The following is a 24,619-nucleotide window of genomic DNA, read 5'->3' as shown; positions in this document are numbered from 1 at the left end:
ACACTTATCCCTTGATCAGCCAGTAAACCACGGTCATCAATACACTGGGCAAAATAACACCCAACCATGCCTTTAAAGTCGAGCTGACCATAAACACCCAAATGAACACACCACAATGCAGGATAAAAGCCAGCATGGTGGCACTCATCACTGCATTGGCTTTTAAAGGTTCGGTATGAAAAAACTGGCCCATCAACATGGCTGCAATTGCTGCAAAATAATAACCACCAAAGAGAGCCAAAATAAATCGGAAGAAAATCATGACGCGATAGCGAATGATTGACTTCTTATTCGTTTTTACTTTTTTGGAAGATATTTTGGTTGGAACAGGCTGTTCCACGGGAGCGATCAGATCAGTAGTCATAAAAAAGATTCCAAAAATAAAAAATGACTACTATTCGAACGATAATAGTCATTTCATTTATTCACTGATTAGAAAGAGAATTTAAGATTCAGATAGTATTGACGACCACGTGGATCGCTATATTTGCTGATATATCCAGATGAACTGGACATATCCACGGTGTAGTCATTAAACAAGTTTTGGATACCAAAACCTACTTCTGCCGCTTTAACCATGTTTCGTTTTGATAAAGGTAATTTTGCTTTTGCAAACACATCATGGTAAATCTGATCCTTGATCTTTAATTCAGTTGCATTCTGGCCTGTCTGATTCAGAATCGCTGAGGCATTCTCAATGGTGTAAGCACCATAATACTGAGCAGCCCAACCAAAGCCCCATGTATCATTTGGCTGTAAATAGATTGAAGCATTGGCACGATGTTTTAACGGATAGTCTGCACTATTGCTGCCAATAGACACAAAATCAGTTATAGGGGAGGTGACTGAATCCTGTTGTAGATATTCTTTTACATAGGTATACCCAAGATTCAACGAGGTATTCCCAATTAGACTATCAAAAGCATAATTGAGATTGGTATCAATCCCCTTGGTCTTTAAACCTAAAGCATTAAATGAAGTAGTATCAATCGATTCAACATTACCATTGGCATCACGCTTTACCCGATCAGCGTACTTCCCCTGATTATCCAAAATGTATTGGGCTGCAACCGAAGTAATATTGTTGGTTTTTTTAATTTGATAGTAGTCTACAGATAAACGCAGGTTCTCAATCATTTCAGGGGTTAAGACCATACCAAAATTATAACTTTTTGATTTTTCTGGCGTGATATTCGGATTCCCACCAGAAATAATATCGGTGTCTGTACCCAGCATCTTACCTGTAACAGGGTCTTTTAAAGAGGTACTGGTATTTTCAGCAATTGTTGGCAAGGCTAATTGACCAACCGTGGGTGTTACAAAACCCTCACTATATGATGCACGGAACATGACTTGATCATTTGGTACAAACTTAAAACCAAGGGTTGGTGTAATCGCATCAAACTTAGCTGTGCCAGAGTCGCTATAACCCAATAAGTTAGACTTATAACCTGTGGTGGAGTCAGCTTTAGAATCGTATTGAGGTACTTTTGCCGAAACTTTGAAATCTTCATAGCGTGTTGCCAATTGCATCTCAAGCGACTTGGCAAAAGGAATATTTTGTTCAGGTGAAATCAATGGCACATTAAATTCTGCATAAACACTTGATGTCTGGGTTTTTCGCTCTGTTGGTTTAACCCATGGATTGTCTACATATTGATGGTCAGCAAAACCCTCGCTTTCATAACGACGGTGTTCAATCCCTGTTGCCAGTTGAATATCCCCCGCGTACCAAGTGGCAATTGGGCCTGTTGCACGAATTGACATATCATTGAGGGTTTGCTGGGTATTGTTTTTGGTGTAATGCCAATATTTCTGGATCAGGTCTGTTGACTTGTTTGTATAGTCTTCAATAAAGTCAATTGAATTACTTGCGGTATCCTTGTTCCACTGCACCGCTTTTGGATTTGTTGTTCCTTTGCGGATATAACGTTGGCGAATATCAGATTTACTCCACGCATAATCCGCAGACAGTAGCCATTCAGGCGTTAAATCAAAAGTAAAACCCGTGGCAGCTTTCTTCTGTGTTGTCTGGAAAGTATCTTTAGACCATGCGCCAAAACTATCTGCACCAAGAACATAGTTCACCAGAATATCCTTGCCAAAGGGATTGTGTGGACTATTTTTACTGACCGTGACCACACCATAGCCATGTGGTGCATCATTATAGCCCCAACCCTTTTCTCGCTCATAACCTGCTTCAAGAAAGACATTTAAGCGATCAGTAAAATCACGATTGATGGAAAGCCCCACAGATTCTGTATCAGTATCATATAGGATTGGTGAATTTCCAGACCACGCTGTTACTCCCGACCCTAATCCCAATGCATAACCCTGACCCAAGTGATTTACATTTCCATCCCAACCCGCTGGAATATGGGCAATGGAAGATCCCCATCCAGACATCAACTCTGACCCATCCTTTGTACGAATGTTGGTTAGATTTCCAGGAGGAGGATTATTGGCCACAGTATTGCCTTTATTGTCTTTTGTTGTCCCATAAATCACATCTGGATTATTTTTTAAAATATTCTGACGCTCTTTATTTTTATAAGGACGCTCCCTAACCAATAACCCATCCTGATCTTTTTTAGAGGCTGTCAACATGACATGGGTACGACCATCTTCCAGGGAAAAACCTGAAACCACATTCAATGACTTAACAGGTTGCTTGTTATCCGTCGTATCCGCATAGCGCAAATCAATATCAGTACCCACATAATCCTTGCGCAGAATGACATTAATCACCCCACCTACAGCTCCACTTCCATAAATCGCTGCTGCTGAGGTAGGTAATACTTCAATACGCTCAATCGCTGCCAAAGGAATATTATTTAAGTTGGGTTGCTGGGTTGACTCTGCTGTACCACGGTTACCTGTACCTGCGCTACGGCGGCCATTAATCAAGACCAAAGTCTGGCTTGCCCCCAAGCCCCGTAAGTTAATTTGGCTGGAGGTTGCGGTGAAATAACTTGAATTGTTGGTTGAAGTTGCCATGGGTAGTAACTTGGCAATCGCTTCGGTGACAGTGGTTGCACCTGATCGTTCCAGTTCTTCCTGGGTAATCATGGTATATGCCTGCACATCATTTTCTGTACGGGGAATATCCATATTGCCAGACTTATAGGCAACTTCTTCCTTGCCTGCGGTCACAGCAATTGTTGGTAATGTTGCCGTGCCTTGCTGGGCATCCTGGGCACATGCCATGGATGAAAAAATAACCCCTACAACAGAAATATAAAGTTTCGTTCTTAAGAAAGTAGGAGGAATGAGAGAGAGGTTTTTATTGATCATTACATCGACCTTAAAAATTGCTTAAAAATTTTCATAAATCATACATTAAATAAATAAAATAACAATATAAATGATAATCATTATTATTAATTTTACATAAAAATTCTACCATTTAGTCATAATTGTTCCACATAGATTTAGAACTTCTGGTAAAAAACATTGTTCTGTCTATCAGTTCAAATGTTTAATCATGATTAATGTTATTCAGGAATAAATATTCCTCCCCCCAATGCAGCCACCAACTGAGCAGAGTTTTTTATATGAGATTGTTGTAGTTCCAATAGACGCTCTTCTGCACCTAATCGCAAATTCTGTGCAGTTGCCACTTCCAGATAGCTGACTAAACCCGCTTTATAACGTTGGGCTGCAACCCGTTCATTTTCAACTGAAAGCTTTAAAAGCTGCTGTTGTTCCTCAAGCTGTAATTGAAAGTTCGTTGCCTGAATCAATCCATCTTCAACTTCTTTCCAGCCAGTCAAAACAGCATGTTTATAGGCTGCAAGTTTTTCCTCATAATTGGCTTGTGCCTGTTTAAGCGCTGCGTTACGTTTGCCACCATCATATATCGTACCCATGGCTTTTATACCAATCGACCAGACCGACTGAGGCGACTGAAATAGCGTACTAAATACCTGACTATTCAGTGCAGTATCCAGACCAATGCTAATATCAGGCAACCATGCAGTTTGGGCTAATCCTAGTTGAGCATGGGTCAAAGCGAGTTCCCGTTCACTACGAATCACATCAGGGCGTTGGCTCAAGAGACGACTTGGAATCTGCATTGGGATTTTCGGCGTATTAAATTGATAAGCAGCTTTATGCAAATTAAAGTCAGCCACACTTTGCCCAAGTAAAACAGCCAAGATATTTTCTTGTAAGTAGCGGTTACGCTGTGCTTCCAATTGCTGAGTCAGAACTTGCTTCAATTGAGTTTCTGCCTGAATCACATCGGCACGTGCAATCAGTCCAGCTTGATATTGTTGCTGTAAAATACGTACCGAACGTTCATAACTCTGTTGCGTCTGTTTAAGTACATCAAGTTTTGCATCGTACAGGCGAATGTTCCAATAACTATCCGCTGCTAGTAACTGTTGGCTCAGTTTTATTGCAGCCACATCCGCAGCCGAAGCCTGCATATTGGCCTGTTGCCCCTCGACGGCTTTGGCAACACGTCCCCACAGATCAGGTATCCAACTGGCGGTTAAATTGCTACTAAACTGGCGATTTTTCCCTAGATTTTTAGTTTCACCACGATTTGCACCAGCCGCCAAATTCAACGTTGGCGAATAAGCTGCACCTTGTTCATCCACCAACGCGATGGCATGTCGATATCGTGCTTCAGCTTGTTGTACAGTTAGATTCTGATGATTGAGTTGCTGTATCAATCCTGACAGGATCGGGTCATGGTAAATTTCCCACCAAGCCTGTTTTTCGGTTGAGAGTGTTGATACTTCAACCCATTTCAAACCTGCATATTTATATTGCTCCGCACTCTGAATCATTGGCTTTTCATAGGTCGCAGGCCTGAGTGTTGAATGACAAGCCGTCAAGAACATGACACAACTCAAGCTCATAGAAAGTGTGAATACTGTTTTTTTCATAAAAGACTTCCTATTTGCTGCAATGAAAAACATTAAATTTCATCATCAAGTTCTTAAACAACTGAGCAATATTTTCCAAAATTAAATACATCACAGGTGTGGTATACAAAGTTAAAAGTTGTCCCAAAGCCAGTCCACCGACAATGGCAACACCTAAAGGCTGACGCATTTCAGCACCCTCGCCCCAACCCAATGCCAGTGGAATTGCCCCCAATAAAGCAGCCGTGTTGGTCATTAGAATAGGGCGAAAACGTAACGTCGCTGCCGCAATGACAGCATCCATCGCTGTATGACCTTGACGGCGTTGTTGAATAGTAAAATCAATCAACAATATGGCATTCTTCACCACAATCCCGATCAGTAAAAACAGGCCTAATAAGGCAATCAGACTAAACGGAATGTTAAACAGCCATAAGCTGAATAAAGCCCCCAAAGCAGCCGTTGGAATGGTCGATAGAATCGTAAATGGATGCACAATACTTTCATAAGTCACACCAAGAACAATAAAAATCAGCATGATCACCGCAACAATCAAAGCAGGTGTACTCAGCCCTGCCTGTAGGCTTTCACTTTCCACATCTCGATCTGTGGTTATAAAAATTTCTTTAGGCAACATGATTGTGGGTAACACACTTCGAATCGCAGCATCAGCCTGTTCATAGCTATAGCCATTCTTCACCACATAGCCAACACCCATTGCTGCATATTGATTACGACGATAAATACGGTCATTACTAATCCCATAAGACCATGTGGCGAAATTGCTTAAAGGCACAGACTCACCTTGCTGATTGGGTACTTTGACATCTGCCAAAGCTTCAGGATGTTCGGTAAAACGACGATCTACCTCCATCACCACATGGAACTGATCATTCTGATCATAAATGGTGGAAATCTGGCGCTGTGAAAAGGAGTTATTCAGCACACTGGCAATACCGTCAATATCAACACCCAAGCGCTTTGCTGCTTCACGATCAATATCCAGCGTAACATGCTGTGCCCCCTCATCACCTTGTGTCTCGACTTCGTCTAACTCAGGCAGTTTTTTCATGGCTTCGGCAACTTTAGGCGCCCATTCACGCAGCAAGCTCACATTATCCGATTGCAGCAAGAGTAAATATTCCTGAGCATTGCTACTGGCAAAAGGATCATCCAACTGTAAATCCTGCTCTACACTGGCAGAAAAAACGGCACCTGCCTGCCAAGGCGCATTGCGCTTTAACCGTTCAACCACCTCTTTGGAGCTTAATCCATCTCGTTCGGCTTTCGGTTTAAGACTCACCATCAGAAATGAATTGGTCATCCCACCACCGCCACCCGAAGTACCCACCACATCCTGAACCGCAGGGTCAGCAATCAGGGCTTGGGTAAAAGCAGCGATTTTGGGCTGCATAATTTGAAAAGAGAAACCATCATCGCCCCGAATGAATGCCCCAACACGCCCTGTATCTTGTTCTGGCAACACACGTTTAGGCAGTAAATCATATAAATAGACCGAGGCAATGATTGCACCTAGCCACAGCACCACGATGAGATAGCCATGCTTTAACACCCACCTTAAAGAACCAATATAAGATTGGGTTAACGTTTGAATAAAATCATGACTATAACGATAAAGTTTCTGCGGCTTATGCTTGCTCAAAGGCTTTAAACAACGTGCCGATAAGCTTGGGGTTAAAACAAGAGAAACAAATACAGAGAGCACAATCACAAAGACCAAGGTCAGCGAAAACTCTCTAAACAGACGTTCAATCACGCCCCCCATAAACAAAACAGAAAGGAAAATCACCATCAATGCCAAGTTCATGGCGATCAAGGTAAAGCCAACTTCCTGAATACCTTTTACAGCCGCTTGGAGTGGAGCACATCCCTGTTCGATATATCGCTCAATATTTTCTAACACCACAATGGCATCATCCACGACCAAGCTAATCGCGACAATCATCGCCATAATCGAAAGATTATTGAGAGAAAAACCAGCCAGATAAATCAGACTACAAACACCAACCAATGTGACCAGCAATGCCATGGCTGGAATCACGGCACTTTGCAATCGGCCTAGCATCAATACCACCACGATCACAACCAACAACATGGAGAAAATCAAGGTATCCCGTGCTTCACTTAAACTGGCGCGAACAATATTCGAGCCATCCATTACCACGGTTAATTTCGCATCACTTGGGATTAATCGACTTAAAGCAGGCAATCTGGCCTGAATCTGGTCAATCGTGGCAATGGTATTGGCATTCGGTTGACGACTGATTTTTAAAATAACCGCAGGTTGACCATTATGAAAACCACTGACATAACGGTTTTCAACTGAGTCCATCACTTCCGCAATATCTTTTAAACGTACCATGCCAGCATCAGTTTGCTTAATCACCAGATTGGCAAAATCCTGCGCTGTTTTTAACTGGGTTGAGAGCGCCACTTGCCAACGCAATTGTTGTTGCTCAACCACACCCAATGCTTGCACCACATTACTGTTCGCAACTGCCTGTCGCACCTGTTCTAATGAAACGCCCATAGAAATCAGTGCATTTGGATTAATGGTTATGCGCACGGCGGGCATGGATGCACCATCAATCTCCACTTCACCAACACCACTGATTTGTGCCAGATTGGGCTGTAATTGATTGGATGCAATCTCATACAGCTTGCCTGCTGAAAGCTGTGGTGAACTCAGCGCCAAATAGAAAATGGGGCTTTGGCTGGGATTAATCTTGAAATATTCGGGTGGGCTTGGCATACCTGAGGGTAACTGTGACATTGCCACATTAATCGCGGCCTGAACCTCACGTGCCGCCTCATTGATATCGGTATTTAAATCAAAATGTAAAACCACCTGTGTCGAGCTTTGATTACTGGATGAGTTAATTGCCTTTACCCCAGACACGCCCATCATGGCGCGTTCCAAAGGGGTCGCCACCGTTGCGGACATACTTTCGGGGCTTGCGCCTGGCAAATTAGCACGTACCACAATGGTTGGAATATCTGCCTGTGGTAATGCCGCCACAGGCAAGCGCCAATAAGCCAATATCCCAAGCAGGACAATTGCAGTTGCAAGCAAAATACTGGCTACAGGACGATGAATAAAAGTAGACAGCAGGTTCATTCGCATGTTCCTGCCTGATCTGATACGACAGGTTCATCTTGATTCTGCTTTAGTCCATCAAAGAACAGGTACACCACAGGTGTGGTAAATAAGGTTAAAACCTGACTAAGCAATAAGCCGCCCACCATCACAATCCCTAAAGGCTGACGTAACTCTGCGCCTGAACCTGAAGCGAGCATCAGCGGAATTGCACCAACCAATGCGGCCAGTGTGGTCATCAAGATGGGACGAAAGCGTAATAACGCAGCCTGATAAATCGCCTGTTCAGCAGATAAGCCCTGATTGCGTTGTGCAGCTAAAGCAAAATCAACCATCATGATGCCATTCTTCTTGACCAGACCAATCAATAAAATAATCCCAATCAGGGCAATCATATCCAGCGGTTGATTGACCATAAACAGTGCCAACAAGGCACCAATCGCCGCTGAGGGCAAAGTAGAAAGAATGGTAATCGGGTGAATAAAACTCTCGTAAAGCATTCCCAAAACAATGTACATGGTCACAATGGCGGCAATCACTAACCACAAGGTATGTTGCTGAGAGTTTTTAAACGCTGCTGCCGCGCCTTGTAATTGCAAATCTAGCTCAGGAGGCAAATCAAGACTTTGCTGAACCTGCTCAATCGCTTCAATTGCTTCACCTAAGGAGACATCCTTTGCCAAATTAAACGAAATTCCAACCGCAGGAAATTGAGACTGGTGCTGTAAAATAATCGGTGCATGTTTTTGCACAATCGTTGCAACAGAGCTTAATAAAATCGCTTGCCCAATGCTGTTATGAATATAAGTTTGATTAAGCGCTTCAATGCCTTGGGTTAATTTCGGGTCGAGTTCCAATACAATTCGATATTGATTTGACTGAGTATATAAAGTCGCTATTTGGCGTTGCGCAAATAAATTTTGCAAAGCCAAACTAATATCTTCAACGCTTAGCCCTAAACGTGCTGCTGCATCACGATTGACCTCAATATAGGCTTGTAAACCCTGCCCCGAATCTTCACTGGTGACCTCTACAAAGGCAGCATGTTGTGCCAATGCCTGTACCAGTTTAGGTGTCCACTGCTCTAATAGCTGGGCTTTCGGTGCAGTCAAACTCAGTTGATATTGGGTACGGCTAATTTTGTCTTCAATACTCAACTCTTGTACAGGTTGCATCCAACCTTTGATTCCCTGAACTTGAATAAAGTCTTCACGTAACCGAGCAATCACTTCAGCGGCTTGATCACGTTCAGCATGCGGTTTTAAATTGATCAGAATACCTCCATTACTTAACTTGGGATTATTGGCATCTACACCAATAAATGATGACAAACTGGCCACCGCAGGATCTTTTAGAATGACGTTTGCCAACGCATGTTGACGTTCACTCATCGCCTGAAAAGAAATCTGATCTGGTGCTTCAGTCACCACTTGAATCACACCATTGTCCTGAACAGGGAAAAAGCCTTTGGGGATAAACCAATATAGAAGTCCTGCCAAAACCACCGTTGCAAACATCACCATTAGGGTCAAGGTTTGATGTCGCAGCACACATTGCAGTAATTTTGCATAATGCCCAATCACACTATCAAGATTCCATCGACTCGTTTTCTCTGTATGCTGTGCTGAGTCTTTGAGTAGATAGGCACACATCATTGGGGTAAGTGTCAGTGAAACCACCAGAGAAATTGCAATCGCAGCAGCCAATGTCACCGCAAATTCATGGAATAAACGTCCAACCACATCCCCCATAAACAGCAAAGGAATCAAAACTGCGATCAGCGAAACCGTGAGTGAAATCAGGGTAAAACCAATTTCCTTGGAGCCTTTTAAAGCCGCCTGTAACATACTTTCCCCAGACTCCCGATGCCGTGCAATGTTCTCTAGCATCACAATCGCATCATCCACAACAAAGCCTGTGGCAATGGTCAGCGCCATTAAAGTCAAATTATTGACCGAGAAACCAAGAAAATACATCAGCACAAATGTGCCGATAATCGACAGTGGCACGGCAACACTTGGAATCAGGGTCGCGGCAAAATTGCGCAAGAATAAGAATGTAACCAGCACCACCAAACAAACGGCGAAAACCAATTCTTTTTGTACATCTTTAATTGAGCTACGAATGCTTTCAGTGCGATCTGTCAGCACACGGATATGCACATTATCTGGGAGGTTTTGTTGCAACTCTGGTAATATTTTTTTGATTTGATCAGCCACTTCGATCACATTGGCATTCGGCTGGCGCTGTATATTGACTAAAATCGCAGATTGGCTATCTGCCCATGCCGCCATATAACGATCTTCACTGCCCTCGATGACTTGTGCAACATCTTTTAAGCGAATTGGCGCGCCATTATTCCAACGTAAAATTAAATTCTCATAGTCTGCAACGGAACGCATTTGATCATTGGCATCGAGCATGGTAGAACGATACGGCCCATCAAAACTACCTTTGGGTTGATTGGCATTGGCTGCCGAAATCGCAGCGCGGACATCTTCTGCACTCAGTTTAAATGCGGCCAATGCACTCGGATTCATCTGTACCCGAATCGCTGGACGCTGCCCACCAGCCAAACTGACCATGCCCACACCTGAAAGCTGTGACAACTTTTGTGCGACGCGGGTATCAACCATGTCGTAGACCGTGGTTAATGGCAAGGTATCTGAACTAATCGCCAGTGTAATGACAGGCACATCGGCAGGATTGACCTTTCGATAAATCGGCGGTGTCGGTAAATCATTTGGCAATTTGCTGCTGGCGGTACTTAAAGCCGATTGCACTTCTTGCTCAACGATTCCCAATTCAGCACTCAGTTCAAATTGCAGGGTGATCACCGATGCACCGACTGAACTACTGGATGACATTTGTTTTAAGCCAGCAATCTTGCCCATTTCCCGTTCTAAAGGCGAAGTGATGGTGCGCTGGACAGTGTCTGGATTTGCCCCAGGTTGAAAGGTATAAATCTGAATAATGGGATAATCGACCTGCGGCAAGGCAGACACAGGTAATAAACGCCAGACCAGTAAGCCACTGAAAAACAGTGCCAACATCAATAATGTAGTTGCTACGGGTCGCAGGATAAAGAATCTTGAGATATTCATTTCATTATCCAGCCACAGTTTTTGCTTGCGCTGGATGTGCATGATCATCCTGAACCACCTGAACGTCTTGCCCTTCTGAAAGTCGGTCAATCCCTTCTAAGACAACACGCTCATTGCCTTGTAAGCCCTCGACAATTTCCGTTTGTCCTTGAGAAACCATGCCAAGCTTGAGCATCCGAACTTCGGCTTTATTTTCTTTATTGATAATATAGACATAGGTTCCTTTTGCCCCATGCTGAATAGCATCACTTGGCAAATGCACAACATTATGCAGTGTCTTGGCATTTAAGCGGACATTGACGAATTGATTAGGAAATAAAGCATCATCAGTATTGGCAAAGACGGCTTTAACTTTAAGGGTGCCTGTATTGAGATCAATTTGATTATCCAATGCTTGTACCGAACCTGTAGCCAACTGTTTTTGTTCTGCACGATCCCAAGCACTTACGCGAATACTTTGTTTATTTTTGGAAGCCTCACGAACAATATCTAGATAGTTTTCAGCCACGGCGAACTGGACATAGATGGGATGAACCTGAGTAATGCTCAATAGGCCTGTTGCTTCATTGGCCTGTATCAAATTGCCAGCATCTTTCAGGCGAAACCCGACCCGACCATCAATCGGCGCATAAATTTTGGTATAAGACAGTTGCAGTTTGGCTGCATCGACCTGTGCCTGATTGGCCTGTATTTGCCCCTTAAGCTGATTCACCAAGGCTTGTTGTTGATCAACCTGTTGCCTGGCAATCGAGTCCTGTTTATATAGCAATTGATAACGTGCCAATTCGCTCTGTGCATTGTGTAACTGAGCCAAGTTTTGTTGCTGTGTACCTTGAGCCTGAGCCAATGCGACCTGAAATGGCGTAGGGTCAATCTGTGCCAGTAACTGCCCTTTCTGAATGTATTGTCCCTCTTGAAAATAGATTTTTTGCAATACACCTGAAACCTGACTTTGTACATTGACCGTACTGGCAGGCACAACTGTACCAATCGCTTTAATCTCAAGTTGCAGGTCACCCCGCTGCACCCCCACCACACGTACAGGGACAGGTTTACTCCATTGGCTAAACGAGTCCTGTTTTTCAGCTTGAGATTTTTTCCAGAAATTCCAGCCCCACAATATCAGGAACATTAAAAGGATAAGTCCTATCAGCCATTTGATTTTATTCTGCTGAGAATGTGGTTGTGTTGTTAAATCAAGAGGTTGCTTACTCATTACATTCTCTACTTGGTCAAACTAAAAAGCATTCATCAGGTGGAAGATCAGGGAAACAAAAAGTCCCTCTATTGGATTAGTCGAATAACACACCAAACCAGATCATTTCTTTATGTAAAAGTTTGTATACAATTCTATTGATATTAAGAACAATTATCATTATTATTTAAAAACATTTTTAAATTCTCCTTTAATTGCACATCTTCCAGCCAATTTGTGGACTTCCTGCTATGAACCTGAATGTAGAAAAACAGTTATGGTTTAGTGAAATTTATCGGTCTCAACAAACCACCTTGCTGGCATGGTTTAAACATAAGCTCCAGCATCACCATCAATCAGAAGACCTGAGTCAGGAAGTTTTTTATCGTGCCTTAAAAAGTGAATATTGCTTTGAAAAAATTAAGGAACCTCAGGCATGGCTGATGGGAATCGCCAAGCATGTGATTATTGACCATTGGCGACGCCAGCATGTGGAACATCTTTATCTGGATGCCCTGGCACAACTGCCCGAAGAATATTCTCCAACGGCTGAACATGAGGTGTGTATCAGGGAAACCTTGTATCAGGTTCATTTAATGCTGGAAAAACTTCCAACCCGTACAGCCCAGGTTTTTTTAATGTCGCAACTGGATGGAATGACCTATCAAGCCATTAGCGAAAAAATGAATATTTCCGAAGCAACTGTAAAAAGAGATATGAAACAGGCTTTTCTGGCCTGCATAAGCCTTTATAATCAGACAAGTTAAACGCATCAATTATTGCCGCTATGTCTCATTTCTCTAAAATTCCACCTCATGTCTTGGACGCAGCCGCAGACTGGCTAGTTCTATTACATTCAGGAGAAATGACAGAAATCCAGCAGCAACAATTTGAACAATGGAAAGCAGAAAAAAAACAACATGCTTTAGCGATTCAACAGATTGAAAAATTCACCCAAGGCTTAACAGGACTTGCAAATAACTTTCCCTCTGAATCTTTAGTTCAGTCCAATCAAAAATTTAACCAGACGACAAAACGGAATATGCTGTTCAGCCTTTCAGGACTATTTGCACTGGGTTTAGCGATGTATTTGATGCCTTGGGCAAAATGGCAATCTGACTATCATACTGAAATTGGTGAAATTAAAACCATTCCTTTAAAAGATGGTTCACAGTTAATTTTGGCAAGTGATAGTTATATTCAGGTGAATTTTTCCCAGCAGATTCGGCAGATTAAACTGATTGAAGGTGAAATTTATATTCAGACTGCGAAAGACCCTCAAAATCGCCCATTTATGGTTGAAACCCAGAATGGCTCTGTCGAAGCATTGGGTACCCAGTTTACAGTTCGTCAGGAACATCGCGAACAAACAAAAGTGAAAGTGTATCAACATGCTGTTGCCATCCAGCCGCAGGTCTCTTCCCAACGTCAGATTCTGCAACAGGGTCAACGTACTTTTTTCGATAGCAGTCATATTTCAAAACCAATTGCCCTTGAAAATGACAAACCCTATTGGACACAGCAGCTTTTAGTGGTAGAACAATGGCCATTGCAAAAAGTTCTTGATGAACTTTATCGTTATAAGAAAGGTACTTACTTCATTGATCCTGAGCTAAAAGATATCCATATTTCTGGAGTATTTTCACTGCAAAACACCCAGCAAAGCCTGGAAACACTGGCATATACCCATCAGCTTGAGCTGAGCTACTACAGTCCTTATCTATTAAAAATAAAAAAAAGATAAAAACTTGATCCTTTTTCTGGGCTGATCCGACTTATAGAGAAATATACTCCCAGTCGAGAAAACCACATGAAAGATGATCAGGCAAAAAGTAGATTGGCTTTGGCAATACGTGCAGTATTATGGGGTATACCCGTTATTGTCACCAGTATCAGCACCAGTTCTGTGTATGCCGCAAATGTTTATAGTATTTCCATTGCGCAAACCACACTTGATCAGGCACTCAAGCAGTTGGCCATTCAAACAGCTACGACGATTAGTTACGACACCACTGCCCTTGCAAAGATCAAGAGTGTTTCACTGAAAGGAAATTACGCTGTAGATGAAGCTTTAGAACAATTACTCAAAGCACATCCATTTGAGGCTATTAAAGTGACGAATGCGGGATATAGCATTCAGGCAAAATCAGCTACGGCAGTTGCCGAACCTAAAGTGGTTCAACTGGCGCCTATTCATACAAAAGCAAATGGAACAGAAGCGAATTCCACCAATAACAAAACAGGCGCTGTGCAATTAGCAACCATTCATTTGAGTGCGGATAAAGCCAATAACCTAACCACAGAGGGTTCTGGATCATATACAGCGAAAGCGTCAACAGCTTCAACTGGCTTAGCCTTAACCCTTAAGGAAACACCACAGTTGGTGAGTATTATTACCAACCAACAAATGAAAGACCAGAACTTAACCCAATTAACCGATGTGGTAAGTCAAGCGGCTGGGCTGTCAATTAAACAAGGGGGAAATATCGGTAGTGACAACTCCCCTATTTACGCGCGAGGTCAGCAGGTCGATAACTATCTACTGGATGGTGTCAAACTAATGAGTTCATATTCAAGTATTTTCCAAAGCCAAGATATGGCCTTATTTGACCGTGTTGAGGTTGTTCGTGGCGCCAATGGTTTAATGACAGGTTCGGGTACAGCAAGTGCCAGTATCAATATGGTTCGTAAAAAACCCCTACAAGATTTTAAGGCCTCAGTCAGTGCTGATTTGGGTTCCTGGAATTATTATCGTACCGACATTGATATTTCCAGTCCATTAAATGCATCAGGTACTGTCCGCGGACGTACTCTATTTGCCTATCAAAATTCAGATTCCTATATTGATCGCTACAATGAAGAGCGCAAAATTGCTTATGCTGTGGTAGAAGCAGACCTTAGTGAAAAAACCAAAGGGAGTCTGGGTGTCAGTTATCAACAGATGGACCTGTCTGGTGTTGCACGAGGTGGTTTACCAAGCTTTTATACTGATGGTTCCTTGATTGATTGGTCACGTTCAGATTCAGCGGCTGCGAGCTGGACAGGCTCAGACCGTACAACAACTGCTTTCTTTGCAGATCTTGAGCATCAACTCAATGATCGATGGAAGTTAAAAGGCATTGTGTCACGAACCATTACAGATTCCGATGAGGTTGTTGGCTATACCTTTTCAAGCAAAGGGATTGATAAAGCCACAGGCAGCGGTGCAATGCTTTATGCAACCCGCTGGGATTATCGCCCAACTCAGGATTTATTTAACTTAACCTTGAACGGTTCATTTGATTTATTGAATCAAACCCATGATGTGGTTTTGGGCACTACTTATACTCAAAGTAAAAACAAACGCCCAACCTATTCTGGATGGAACAACGATATGTCATGGGATGGCAATCTGGATAATATTTTTACATGGAATGGCGATACTCCAAGCAGACCTGCAACTCAAATCGATGGTTGGTATAGTGGTGATGATCGTAGCAAATCTATTTTTGGTGCTATTCGTTTAAAGGCAACGGATGATCTGGCTGTTATTCTGGGAACTCGTGTTGAAGATTGGCAAAGAATCACAGGTGACCATTCAAATGCTGACAACAGCACAAGCTATCTTAAGCGGGAAGAAAATGGTGAGGTCATTCCTTATATTGGGGTAACTTATGATTTCACTGAACATTGGACAGGCTATGCCAGCTATACCAATATTTTTTCACCACAAGATAGAAAAACCGTTACAGGAAGTTATATAGAACCATTGGTAGGCAAAAGTACCGAATTGGGAATTAAGGGTGAATTCTTTGATAATCAATTAAATATCGGTGCCGCAATTTATCAGACTAAAGAAGACAACAAAGCCGTGGCAATTACTGGAGTATTAGCTCCAGATGGTTCTCAAGCATATCGGGCTGAGTCTGGAACAGAAAGTCGCGGTTTTGAAATTGAGGCAACAGGTAAAATTACGGATGTATGGCAAATTTCAACCAGCTTTACACGTAATCTGTCTACAGATAATCAGGATAAAAGATTAAACACCAACGTACCAGACAACACAGCTAAACTGTTTACCACCTATACCTTACCTTATCTTGATGAAGCGATCACTGTAGGTGGCGGTGTTCGTTGGCAAAGTGAAATTTATGAAAAAAATACCGTGTCTAATACAGGTCGATTTACTCAGGGTAGCTATGCTTTGGTCGATTTAATGGCACGTTATAAAATCAATGATCAGTTGATATTGAATTTCAATCTTAATAACCTATTCAATGAAAAATATCATTTAGCTACCACCAATAGTTATTATGGTGCACCAACCAACTTTAGAGTGGGTTTAAAATATGATTGGTAATTATGGTTGATGAATGAGAGGATTTACGTCATTGTCTAATCCTAAGGTAAGGGGTATATCTCCCCTTGCTTTTCTCATTGTTTGTTTAAAACTCTCGTAAGTTGTTCCTGTTGCGGTGTTTTACCTGACCATTCCTTATAGGCTCGGGTAAAGGCGCTATGTTCTGAATACCCTAGTAACAATGCAATTTCCACAATCTGTAACCTGTGGTCTTTCAAGTAAGATTTTGCCATTTCATAACGCACAAAATTCAGTTCCTTACGAAAGCTGGTGCCCGCTTCTGTCAAGCGTCGCTGCAAGGTACGGCGGGAATAATGCAGATGATCCAAAAGTTGATCGATATCTGGTTCACCCTGATGCAGCAAATGGGCAATATGTTTGCGCACCTGCTCAATCATCTCATCCACATAAGGCAGGCTTGCAATCAACTGGTCAGCATGTTTATCCAATATGGCCATCAGTGTTGCATCAGGTGTTTTTAATGGAAGACTTAGCATTTCCAGACCAAAACGAATCAGTGGAACGGGCTGCTCAAAAAGCACGGGACAACCAAAATAATCTTCATAAGGTTTAATATCTTCTGGCTGCTGGTGGATAAAGTGTACCGCCCGTAAGCTATCTTTACCCCGAATCAGACTACGACCGAACTGGACCATCACAGTGCGGCCCGTTTCATCAACCAAACCACCCGCCTGATACTCTTCAATATCCCAAGTGAGTTCCACATAGTCATCAAGAATCTTGATATTGGCTGGCACCACATCAAAGATCAGCCGCTGATAACGTTCAAAACGCTGCATTGCTGTGAAAAAATTATCACATGCTGAAAGTACTGCTCCCAAAACCCCGAGATGACGGGCCGTAATGGTTTGGCCCACATGCAGACCAATCAGGGGATCATTTAAATAGCTTCTGGCTGTTTCCAAAAGACTTTGCCAATGCCCAACCCCCACTCCACCAAGGCCATTCGGATTTGGGATGGGCCAAACTTCACCCAGTACGCTTTCGGGGTCATGCCCCTGTTTTTCCAGATATTCAAACAGAAGCTGTACGTAGGTTTCTGGAATTATTCTCTGATGTAGAGGCTTGACCAATCCATTTGTCTCTTTTGATTTTCTAATGGCGGAAAGTATCAAATAGAAAATTTAAAACTGTCAAGTGAATAAAAGGTATCAACTAAAAGTTTAGTGCCTTTAAATTAATAAAGTTTCCACTGCCAGATTAAGATTATATCTATTGATTCCATTCATGACAAAAAATCATTAGAGATTGAGAATAAATCGATTGAGCCACCTTGCACTCTTTCTTATCTTTTAGCCCTATCTATAAAATAATGAATGGAATTTAAAAATGATCAGTTGGAATTATTCTAATGCCAGAGCTCAGCTTTCCATGCTGATGGATCAAGCATCAGCAGGTCATCCTGTGGAAATCACACGTAAAGGTAAAGAACCTGCAGTGATTATCAGTAAAGCATCTTATGAAGCCTACAAAAAAGCTGAATATGATGCCTCATATTTAAAAAAATATTTACATCCAGACAATTATTAAATTTTTTAATATAGCCATCAATTTTTGCATGATAAAAAATCATGAACCCATGCTAATTCATCGTATGAACCTCTCTTCTAAATAAGTCTATTAAAAATTAATATCATGTTATTAGACAGGGAAGTCACCATGAATAGTAATATTTCCACATTGATTGGTATTTTAGCTTTAGTTCTTTGGGCAAATTTGGTTGGATTATTACGTCTTTCAAAAGAGAATTTTGGACCAATCTATACTGTTACTTATGTTTATACGTTGAGTGCCATCATTCTATTTTCACTTTATGGCCTGCCTGACTTTAAAAAAGTCTCCAGAAAATTCCTGATTATTTCCAGCCTACTTTTTGTAATTTTTGAACTATGTTTTGCTTTTTCCATTACATTTGCAAGTTCCTCAGAAAAATCGATTGAAATGTATATCCTATTCAATACTTGGCCAACATTATCAATCATAATGCTTGCTTTTTTAAAAGAGGAAAAAGTTAATTTTTTTAGTATTATTGGAATTTTGATTAGTTTCTTCGGGGTTATACTTATTAACTATCACCCAGAAATTAATTTCATTGATAGCCTTACCAAAGATCCATTAAGTTATTCTCTTATCTTTCTATCTGCCATGCTTTGGGCTGGATATTCCATCTATGTAAAAAAACAGAGTAATGGGGTCAATGCTGTTTCTCTGTACTTTATTCTTACAGCGATTGCCTTGTGGATACTCACCTTTTTAACCCAAGGTTTTGTATTACCCAATGTCAGTAGCTTCAGTGCGTATCTTATTATTGCAATTAATGCATTTTTCTTTTCAATGGGTTATTTGGCCTGGAATGTGGGCATTATTAAGGGTAATTTATCTATTCTAATTATGCTGGCCTATTTCACCCCCATTCTTTCCTCTATATTTTCAGCTCTAATGCTCAGCTCGCATCTTTCCATAAACTTTTGGTATGGCACAGTTACTGTCACGCTGGGTTCATTATTATGCTGGCTATCCATCCGCAAGAAATCTATAAAAGAGTAGATAATGAAAAAAACAGGGTTATCTCTTCAACTCGGTGCATTGTTTGCTCTCATCTCTGCACTACTCTTCAGTAGTAAAGCCATTTTTATTAAACAAGCCTATGCGATCACTCCCAATCTTGAAGCCATTACCTTAATGGCCATTCGGATGCTGAGTGCCTTACCATTTTTCTTATTGATCTGCTGGTTCTTTCGTAAAAAAACTCCAAAAGTAGGTTTAAGAACATGGTTATATTTAATCTTTGTCGCTATGCTCGGTTATTATATCTCCAGTTGGTTTGATTTTTTTGGTCTAATGTTTATTAGTGCCACTTTAGAACGAATTATTTTATTTCTTTATCCTACTTTAACCGTGGTTTTATCCAGATTTATATTTAAACAAAAACTACATCCGAAAGTCATTTTTGCCTTGATACTCAGCTATGGTGGAACCTTATTGGTGATGTTGCAGGAACAACAAGCCATGCCAGAACAGGGGAATTTTTGGTTGGGGGCAAGTCTGGTTTTTACCAGTGCCATCACCTTTGCCTGTTATCTATTACTCACTCCACCCTTAATCCAGAAGTTTGGTTCATGGAATTTGACTGGATTATCCCTCTCTGCCGCATGTATCGGTACTTTAATCCATTTTTTTATGACCACACCTCAACCATTTATCCTATTGAGTGAGTTACCCCTCAGTATTTATGGTTATGGCATTATACTTGGCTTATTTGTGACTGTTCTACCAACCATCTTACTGGTTCTGAGTATCGAATACTTAGGATCATCACAGTCAGCCATGATTTCTGCAATCAGTCCGATTCTGACTATTTTATTAGCTGTGCTATTTTTAAATGAGCACTTAAATATGGTTCAATGGCTAGGCTGCATATTTAATATTATTGGGGTGATGATAATCACTTTATCTAAAAAACGTTTAATGGATTAAATAAAATCAAAAAAATATGGGCGCTAGGAGCGCCCATATTTTTCAACCTATCTTTAAAAACTATACATAAACATGAGATTCACCAACTTTTTCCATTTACCATCATCGCCTGCTGCAAATGAATCAGTATTTCCACCAATGAATACATCATTTTTACTCATAACATATTCTGTATAAAGGGAAATATTTTTATGGTTCCAGGCTGCACCAATGATATTGCGTTGTGAATCTTGAAAGCCATTTTCCTCCTTATTGAATCCACTCAGGACGATATAAGGCGTAACATTCAGATTATCCTTTACATTCTTAAATGTATAATTCATGTCAACTGAATAAAAAGTTCCCTTATTTGCAATATTGTATTCGGCGTCAAATGAACCAAAAGTTGAATAACTGGAAATTGGATCCTTGTTATCTATTTCAATCTGTCCACCCGTAAGCGTTAAGCCGAAATTCTGGTAATGAATGGTATTAAATAAAGACCATGCCTTACGATTACCCTCTTCACCATTACGCTTGTTATCAAGCTGCGAATACCAATAGCTTCCACCAACTGCCATTTTTAAGTCATCATGATTTAAAAAGCTGAGGTCCTGGCTCACACGTGCCACCACCATATTCTTTTCTTTGAGGCTGGTCATGGTTGGGTTGTCTGTTTTGACTATATTGGCCGAGTAACGGGCAGTATCATTATCCGCTGTTCCTGTATAGTTGCCTCCATCTCTCACAAAATAAGCCAAATCAACCTTGGTCGCTGATGGCAACTCCGCATGATAATTCAAGCCTAGATTGAGCACATCCTGAAGCCCCATTGTATAGTTGAGACCCGCATAAAAGCTGCTGTCCCAATAACGACCTGGACCAAAAGGAACGGGCTGTAAACCAAGGGTAACGTTATCCGTCTCATTTAGGCGATAGCCAGCGTATGCAGAAACCAAGGTTGAGAAATCACATAGATCATTCCACTGATAACAACGCCATTGCGCATTGGCAAATACATTTGGTGACTCATACCCTAAGTTGATAATTGCAGCATCAAACTGAACACTATTATCTAGGTCAACATCATGACCATAGTCTTTGTAGTTGTATTTGGCACGTAGAGTACCTGAAACCGTAAAGGCACCCGTATCAGCTTTTGGATCACCTATTGTAATGCCAGCAAAGGTCGACAATGCCATCCCAAATACAAATAAGCCCATTCCAAAATTACGATAAATTATTGTATTCATTTAAAAATCCTTGTTTAGATGTGTGTACCAAGAAACTTGATCCTGTTTCCTATTTCACTTTTTTGACAATAAAAACCCCTTTCAGGTAAACCATTCCCTAAAATTGAGCTTTAAAAGTTTTTAAATTCAGGTGGAATCTATAAGAGCAACCTGTTTTCAAGTCACTTTAAAAAGAATGTCAAAAATAGATTTAAAGCTTTAGGTTAAGCCATGTAGCTCTTTCCAGTTACCTGGATGTACCACATAGCCAAAGGTCGCATGACCGCCATAAACCAGGTCAGTACCCTCTGGTATCCAGAGCATTTGTCCAGGGCGAACCTCATATTTCTGACCATTGGCAGTCAGTTCAAAGCAGCCTTCAATTACAAAAATCACTTCGTCATAGAGTAGTTTCCAGGAGACTTCCGCCCCCTCCCAACAGGCAAAACCAATGCCTATATTAGGAGATACATCTGCGCCCAATGCACGTGCCACATAGGCTGTGCCTGTTGGCGTCTCCCCACGCAGATTAAAATCAAGCTCTTTACTATCGACTAAACGAACTTCTTTCATGCTGATATCCTTTTATAGCTCACTCTTGCTTTGCCACTTCGCCAAGGCGATACGGAATTTCACTCCCATGCCCAAAAATGGTTCTGGTGGATTTAAACTTGGCATTCCTGTGACATAGCGAATATCTCTCAAGGCTTGGGAATCGGCCCCAACCACTAGATCGGCAAGTAATGTGCCTGAGATTGTTCCCCATGCTGCACCAACACCATTGTCACAGGCACTGGCATAAACCCCCTCATCCAGCTCACCAAAGAAATTGGTAAAGTTACGTGAAATGGCATAAACGCCACCCCATGTATGGGTAAACGGTACATCTGCCAAATCAGGATATCGGTTTAAGAATGCCTTACGATGTTCGTTATGAATTTGTTGTCGGGCATAATCACTGACGTTCGCACCATACTTCGGTACATGCTTATAGGTATTGCGGATCAGGATACGGCGGTCTGCCGTCATGCGTAAGGTTGTACCTGCGTGATGGGCAGGAGTCAGCCCCCAATCCTGTTCACCGTTATAGACTTTCATTTCCTGATCAGTCAGTGGACGTGTCCAGCTGGCGAAAGTCATCACAGGCAATAAACGATTTTTCAGATAACCAAACTCTTTGGTGAAGATACTGGTTCCCAGCAATAGTTTAGGGCTAATGATTGAGCCATTGTCGCCTTGTAATAGCCATTGCCCATTTTGCTTTTGTAGGCTGCGAATTGGAGACTGTTCCAGCAATTCGACATTTTCTGGCAGATTTTCACCCATGCCACGAACCAAGGCTGCTGGTTGCATCAAATATGAATTTGGTGTAAAAATCGCTCGACTATAGTAGTCTGTCCCTATTACCTTTTTCAGTTCAGCCTTTTCCACCCAACGATATTCTTCACCCAAGTCTTTCATCAAGTGTTCAAAATGGGCGAGATGCGTTTCTCCAAGCTCTCCAACAGCTCCCTGATATTTGCCTGCCGCCGACCACTGACAGTCTATATGGAACTTATCCACCAAACCCTGTAGCTGAGCAATCGCTGAACGATTCAGGCTCAATAACTTTTGCTTTAATGCTGGGTCGGGATGTTCTAAAGAAAATTTATGCGGTAAATCAATCACAAAACCCGAATTACGGCCAGATGCCCCCTCGGCAACACATTGTGCGTCAACCAAAATAATACGGGCATTGGGTTTTAGTTCAGAGAGCCTGCGGGCTGCCGCCAAGCCCGCAAAACCTGCACCAATAATGGCATAGTCCGCTTGTTGTGTACCTGTAAGCTTTTGAACAGGCTTAGTCCTCATTGGCAAAACATCATACCAACCACAACTTTTATCATCATTTGGTAAAGCGATCATTTCGTTCGTCCTTAAACTGTAGCTGGATGGGTATTGAGTTTGGCAAGCCATTGGCTACGGTGTTGCTGCAATTGGCGGCCAAGTAACGCAAAGCCTGTCAACTTGCCCGTTGCATCATAAAAACCTGCTGCCCATTCATCATTCTGTTGTTCAATACGCCACTCCCCCTCACTCATCGCAGGGAGAAGCGATAGCGGTAAAACTGGGGTTTTGACAATGACAGGGCTGTCCTGTAATTGCGTGGTTTGGTTCTTGCCAAGCAAATTATCAGTCAGGGCTGGAATCGCCTGGTTAATTGGCGCGATATAGGGTGTCCACTGCCCATTCACCTCGGCACAGTCACCCAGCGCAAAAATAGATGCATCACTGGTACGGTGATCCAAGCCTGTCAAAATACCCCGTGCGGTATCCAGACCCGCTGTCTGGGCTAAAGCAATATTTGGACGTAAGCCCACAGCACTGACAATAAGGTCGGTTTCAAACTGTTGTCCACCCTGCAATGTCACCTGATAACGATTATTGACCGCCAGAATTGAATGGATACTATTTTGCAGTTTCCACTCCACCCCCAGCTGGCTCAGTGCCTGTTGCAAGGCATTGCCTAAAGGTTGTGGAATCAAACGCTGCATTGCCCACTGACCCAATCCAACCACGGAAACCTGAATACCATGAACGGCCAGATCATTGGCAAATTCACATCCAATCAGGCCATCACCCAAAACGGTGACATGCTGTTTACCTGTCAGTTGCTGACGGAAATGACGATAATCAGCCAAATCATTGACACTCAGAACGGCTGAGGTATCGCCCTGAATTGGCACCACAATTGGGGTGGCACCCGTTGCCAATACCAGACGACCATATGGATATTCACCAATTGAGGTCTGGATTTTTTTATTGGCACGGTCAATCTGGGTAACTTTGGTATGGGGATAGACACGTACATTGAGATGTTTTTCCCAGCTCAAAGCTGTTTCACGAACCAGACTGTCCCCATCCTTACCCAAAGCCAAGGCATTGGATAAGGCAGGCTTGCTATAAATCGCCCCATCATCTGCGGTAAATACGGTAATAGACACATCCTGAGATTGCTTGCGTAATGCCAAAGCCAGTTGATAACCTGCATGTCCACTGCCAATGATCACGATAGGCTCAACCACACTGATCACCTGTGGTTCTTCTATCTCAATATCAGTATCAGTAATATCCAGCATTTCAAAATCAGCTTTGCCGACCTGACAATCAGGACACAGCCAGTCTTCTGGGACATCTTCCCATTTTGTGCCTGGAGCAATCCCATCTTCTGGCCAGCCTTTTACTTCGTCATAGATCCAGCCACAGACAATACATAACCACTTTCTCATCGTGTCTATTC

At 42.1% G+C, this 24,619-nt stretch carries 17 protein-coding genes; 6 read left to right on the top strand and 11 right to left on the bottom strand.

Features of this window, described 5'->3' with window-relative positions; translation table 11 throughout:
- Positions 1 to 4 precede the first annotated feature (4 nt).
- The 6 genes from QLH32_RS00450 to QLH32_RS00425 all read right to left on the bottom strand — a co-directional run bounded on the left by QLH32_RS00450 (position 5) and on the right by QLH32_RS00425 (position 12,312).
- Complete coding sequence (locus QLH32_RS00450) at positions 5 to 364, bottom strand: DUF3649 domain-containing protein (RefSeq protein ID WP_283267550.1); 360 nt, start codon at positions 362 to 364, stop codon at positions 5 to 7.
- 68 nt (positions 365 to 432) lie between these two features.
- Positions 433 to 3,294 carry a TonB-dependent receptor domain-containing protein gene (locus QLH32_RS00445; protein WP_349307079.1) on the bottom strand — a complete coding sequence of 954 codons (2,862 nt, stop codon included), beginning with the start codon at positions 3,292 to 3,294 and terminating at the stop codon, positions 433 to 435.
- Positions 3,295 to 3,494: 200 nt separating this feature from the next.
- On the bottom strand, positions 3,495 to 4,895 hold the full coding sequence (locus QLH32_RS00440) for an efflux transporter outer membrane subunit (RefSeq protein ID WP_283267548.1): 1,401 nt from the start codon (positions 4,893 to 4,895) through the stop codon (positions 3,495 to 3,497).
- Between the two features lie 10 nt (positions 4,896 to 4,905).
- Positions 4,906 to 8,013, bottom strand: a complete 3,108-nt coding sequence (locus tag QLH32_RS00435) for an efflux RND transporter permease subunit (RefSeq protein ID WP_283267546.1) — start codon at positions 8,011 to 8,013, stop codon at positions 4,906 to 4,908.
- On the bottom strand, positions 8,010 to 11,096 hold the full coding sequence (locus QLH32_RS00430; RefSeq protein WP_283269382.1) for a multidrug efflux RND transporter permease subunit: 3,087 nt from the start codon (positions 11,094 to 11,096) through the stop codon (positions 8,010 to 8,012). Before QLH32_RS00430 ends, QLH32_RS00435 begins: the two co-directional genes overlap by 4 nt.
- A gap of 4 nt (positions 11,097 to 11,100) precedes the next feature.
- A complete protein-coding gene (locus tag QLH32_RS00425; RefSeq protein WP_283267545.1) occupies positions 11,101 to 12,312 on the bottom strand; it encodes an efflux RND transporter periplasmic adaptor subunit in 1,212 nt (403 codons plus the stop codon).
- 230 nt (positions 12,313 to 12,542) lie between these two features.
- On the opposite strand from QLH32_RS00425, the gene QLH32_RS00420 reads away from it, so the two are divergent.
- The 3 genes from QLH32_RS00420 (at position 12,543) to QLH32_RS00410 (ending at position 16,630) form a co-directional block, all read left to right on the top strand.
- A complete protein-coding gene (locus tag QLH32_RS00420) occupies positions 12,543 to 13,058 on the top strand; it encodes a sigma-70 family RNA polymerase sigma factor (RefSeq protein WP_283267543.1) in 516 nt (171 codons plus the stop codon).
- A gap of 20 nt (positions 13,059 to 13,078) precedes the next feature.
- Complete coding sequence (locus QLH32_RS00415) at positions 13,079 to 14,035, top strand: FecR domain-containing protein (protein WP_283267541.1); 957 nt, start codon at positions 13,079 to 13,081, stop codon at positions 14,033 to 14,035.
- 66 nt (positions 14,036 to 14,101) lie between these two features.
- Positions 14,102 to 16,630, top strand: coding sequence for a TonB-dependent siderophore receptor (locus tag QLH32_RS00410; protein ID WP_283267540.1), 2,529 nt, complete (start codon positions 14,102 to 14,104; stop codon positions 16,628 to 16,630).
- 74 nt (positions 16,631 to 16,704) lie between these two features.
- On the opposite strand, the gene QLH32_RS00405 is transcribed toward QLH32_RS00410, so the two are convergent.
- Positions 16,705 to 17,724, bottom strand: a complete 1,020-nt coding sequence (locus QLH32_RS00405) for an AraC family transcriptional regulator (protein ID WP_283267539.1) — start codon at positions 17,722 to 17,724, stop codon at positions 16,705 to 16,707.
- A 256-nt stretch (positions 17,725 to 17,980) separates the two neighbouring features.
- Here QLH32_RS00405 and QLH32_RS00400 point away from each other — a divergent pair, with 256 nt between their 5' ends.
- The 3 genes from QLH32_RS00400 (at position 17,981) to QLH32_RS00390 (ending at position 20,128) form a co-directional block, all read left to right on the top strand.
- A complete protein-coding gene (locus QLH32_RS00400) occupies positions 17,981 to 18,181 on the top strand; it encodes a type II toxin-antitoxin system Phd/YefM family antitoxin (protein ID WP_279960706.1) in 201 nt (66 codons plus the stop codon).
- Between the two features lie 129 nt (positions 18,182 to 18,310).
- Entirely contained in the window at positions 18,311 to 19,198 is an 888-nt protein-coding gene (yddG, locus tag QLH32_RS00395) for an aromatic amino acid DMT transporter YddG (protein WP_283267538.1), read from the top strand.
- Positions 19,199 to 19,201: 3 nt separating this feature from the next.
- Entirely contained in the window at positions 19,202 to 20,128 is a 927-nt protein-coding gene (locus QLH32_RS00390; protein WP_283267537.1) for a DMT family transporter, read from the top strand.
- A 53-nt stretch (positions 20,129 to 20,181) separates the two neighbouring features.
- On the opposite strand, the gene QLH32_RS00385 is transcribed toward QLH32_RS00390, so the two are convergent.
- From QLH32_RS00385 to QLH32_RS00370, 4 genes are all read right to left on the bottom strand, one after another.
- The gene (locus tag QLH32_RS00385; RefSeq protein WP_283267536.1) at positions 20,182 to 21,360 is read right to left on the bottom strand and encodes a hypothetical protein; all 1,179 of its coding nucleotides are present in this window, start codon (positions 21,358 to 21,360) and stop codon (positions 20,182 to 20,184) included.
- A 198-nt stretch (positions 21,361 to 21,558) separates the two neighbouring features.
- The gene (locus tag QLH32_RS00380; protein ID WP_283267535.1) at positions 21,559 to 21,912 is read right to left on the bottom strand and encodes a cupin domain-containing protein; all 354 of its coding nucleotides are present in this window, start codon (positions 21,910 to 21,912) and stop codon (positions 21,559 to 21,561) included.
- A 12-nt stretch (positions 21,913 to 21,924) separates the two neighbouring features.
- Positions 21,925 to 23,244 (bottom strand): NAD(P)/FAD-dependent oxidoreductase, encoded by a 1,320-nt coding sequence (locus tag QLH32_RS00375; RefSeq protein ID WP_283267534.1) that lies wholly within the window; start codon positions 23,242 to 23,244, stop codon positions 21,925 to 21,927.
- 11 nt (positions 23,245 to 23,255) lie between these two features.
- Entirely contained in the window at positions 23,256 to 24,608 is a 1,353-nt protein-coding gene (locus QLH32_RS00370; protein WP_283267533.1) for an FAD-dependent oxidoreductase, read from the bottom strand.
- Positions 24,609 to 24,619: the final 11 nt, after the last annotated feature.

Origin of the sequence: Acinetobacter corruptisaponis, assembly GCF_030053775.1 — a bacterium.
Classification (GTDB): Bacteria; Pseudomonadota; Gammaproteobacteria; order Pseudomonadales; family Moraxellaceae; genus Acinetobacter; species Acinetobacter corruptisaponis.
This window is presented reverse-complemented; position numbering and strand designations above follow the sequence as displayed.